We start from the raw sequence: 2068 nt of genomic DNA on the forward strand, positions 1-2068 counted from the left end.
TTGGAATCGGTTTAATCTTTTTTGGGTTTGTGTGTCTTATCGAAGGGTATTTGTTTTTTATATCTGGTTATTTCCCAAAGGCAATTGGAGTTCTAATGTCAATTGCGGGTTTAGGCTATCTGACAAATAGTTTTGCACTGCTTCTTGCTCCACAATTTTCAAGTATCACATTGTTAATGCCATGTTTTATTGCAGAATTGTCACTCAGTTTATGGTTAATTTTTAAAGGGGTAAATCTGCCAATCTGGAAAAATAAAGTTAGTAAAAACTTATAAAAAAAGCCTGCAGGAAATTAATCTTAGCAGGCTTCATTTTCGAAATAATTGAGTTAGTAAGCACTTTATTTCTAATTTTTCTTCAATCTATCTATCAATTCTCTGCGATAAGTAATCCCAACAGGTAATCTTTCATTTTTAATAATGACAAAATCTTTTTCGGTGGTGTCAATTTTGTCGAGCGCAACAATATAGGATTTATGGATGCGCATAAAGCTTTTTTCAGGAAGACACTTCTCAAATTCACTCGTGGTTATTGATGCGAGATAGGTCTTTTTTAGGGTGTACAATTTCACGTAATTGCCAAAACTCTGTGCAAACAAAAGCTGGTCCAATTCGATGTCAATAAAATAACCATCGACTTTTACACTAACTGAATTGATTGCAACTTCTTCTGCTTTCATTGCGTTTTCAGTTGAAAAAAAACGATCAATTGCTTTTAAAAAACGGGGAAAATAAATGGGTTTTAGCAAATAATCAATAACACCATAATCATAGCTTTCGAGAGCAAATTCAGAATAGGCAGTCGTTAAAATGGTTTTGGGATGTGTTGGAATGATTTTCAGCAGTTCCATTCCAGAAATTTCGGGCATATTGATATCCAAGAACATCAAATCGACTTTGTTTTCACGAAGATAATCCATGGCTTCAATGCCATTATAACCTTGAAAAACTAACTCTAATTGTGGATTCTGTCTGATATAGTTCGCCAAAACATAATGTGCTGCCGGCTCATCATCAACAATAATACACTTTTTGAGTTCTTTCATTATAGCGTCTTTTTGAGTTGCAATTTCAAATCTACAATATACGTATTTTTGTCATCCTGAATATCTAGTTTATAATCTTTTCCGTAAATTAGATTCAAACGTTCGATTGTGTTTTTTAAACCAATTTTGGTCGAAACTACATCTGTTTTCTTCGGAATAGAATTTACGACATGCAAATGCAACAAACCATTTTCAACGGTAATTATGATTCGGACAAAACATTTTTCTATGGCGCAGGTTCCGTGTTTGAATGCATTTTCGATAAAAGCAATCAGTAACATCGGTGACACTTTATAGGCATTTTCATTGTCTATTTTACAATCATAGGTAATATCGCAACGGTAACCTACACGTTCTTTTTCAAGTTGAACATAACTGTTTATAAAATCAAGTTCGTCTTCAAGAGACACACATTGTTTACTATTGCTTTCGAGTTGATAGCGCATTAATTGCGATACTTTCATAATCAAATCGGAGGTTCTTTCGGGGAACTCTAAACTGATTCCGTAAAGCGTATTGAACGTATTGAATAAAAAATGTGGATTCAGCTGTCCTTTAAGTGCATTCAATTGCATTTGGTTAAACAACAAGGTTTCATCCGTTTGTTTTTTATGAATTCTATAAAATTTAAAAACAATTATCGGGCTCAAAATACAAACCAATGTCCCCAAAACGCTTGCTAATTGGTATACATAACTTCTTTGATGTGAGTTTTGGTACAAATGGCCTTTACTAAAAATATCCAAAGTCGATATTTCAAATAATGCCACCGAAAACACTATTACTCCCAGCAGAGTTGAAACTAAATAAGTTAACGGTCTTTGAGCTTTAAATAGTATGGGTAACAGTAAAAAACGGTTGAACTGGGCATGCATATATAAAATACAATAGAAAAAAACACCCATTAAAATGGAAGCCAAAGAACTAAATAGCATCCAATCATTTTTTAATGTGTAAATTGTAAATGAAAAACCAACAACGGCAATTTCTTGCCACCATTTGTTATCCATCATATTGTCAAAT

At 33.1% G+C, this 2068-nt stretch carries 3 protein-coding genes; 1 reads left to right on the forward strand and 2 read right to left on the reverse strand.

Going from position 1 to position 2068, the window contains the following annotated elements:
- A partial coding sequence (locus VFS71_RS04340; RefSeq protein ID WP_326399595.1) for a DUF4386 domain-containing protein occupies positions 1 to 275 on the forward strand: 275 nt, incomplete at its 5' end.
- Between the two features lie 71 nt (positions 276 to 346).
- On the opposite strand, the gene VFS71_RS04345 is transcribed toward VFS71_RS04340, so the two are convergent.
- Together VFS71_RS04345 and VFS71_RS04350 are read right to left on the reverse strand one after the other, a co-directional pair.
- The gene (locus VFS71_RS04345) at positions 347 to 1045 is read right to left on the reverse strand and encodes a response regulator transcription factor (RefSeq protein WP_326399597.1); all 699 of its coding nucleotides are present in this window, start codon (positions 1043 to 1045) and stop codon (positions 347 to 349) included.
- Positions 1045 to 2068, reverse strand: a 1024-nt coding sequence (locus tag VFS71_RS04350; RefSeq protein ID WP_326399599.1) for a sensor histidine kinase, incomplete at its 5' end; no start/stop codon positions are given. The genes VFS71_RS04350 and VFS71_RS04345, both read right to left, overlap by 1 nt.

The sequence above is a fragment of the Flavobacterium sp. genome (assembly GCF_035760125.1).
GTDB lineage: Bacteria > Bacteroidota > Bacteroidia > Flavobacteriales > Flavobacteriaceae > Flavobacterium.

What these genes read in the sequence shown, in the direction of transcription:
- VFS71_RS04345 (WP_326399597.1), bottom strand. Translation starts at nt 1,045, where the DNA reads ATGAAAGAACTCAAAAAGTGTATTATTGTTGATGATGAGCCGGCAGCA.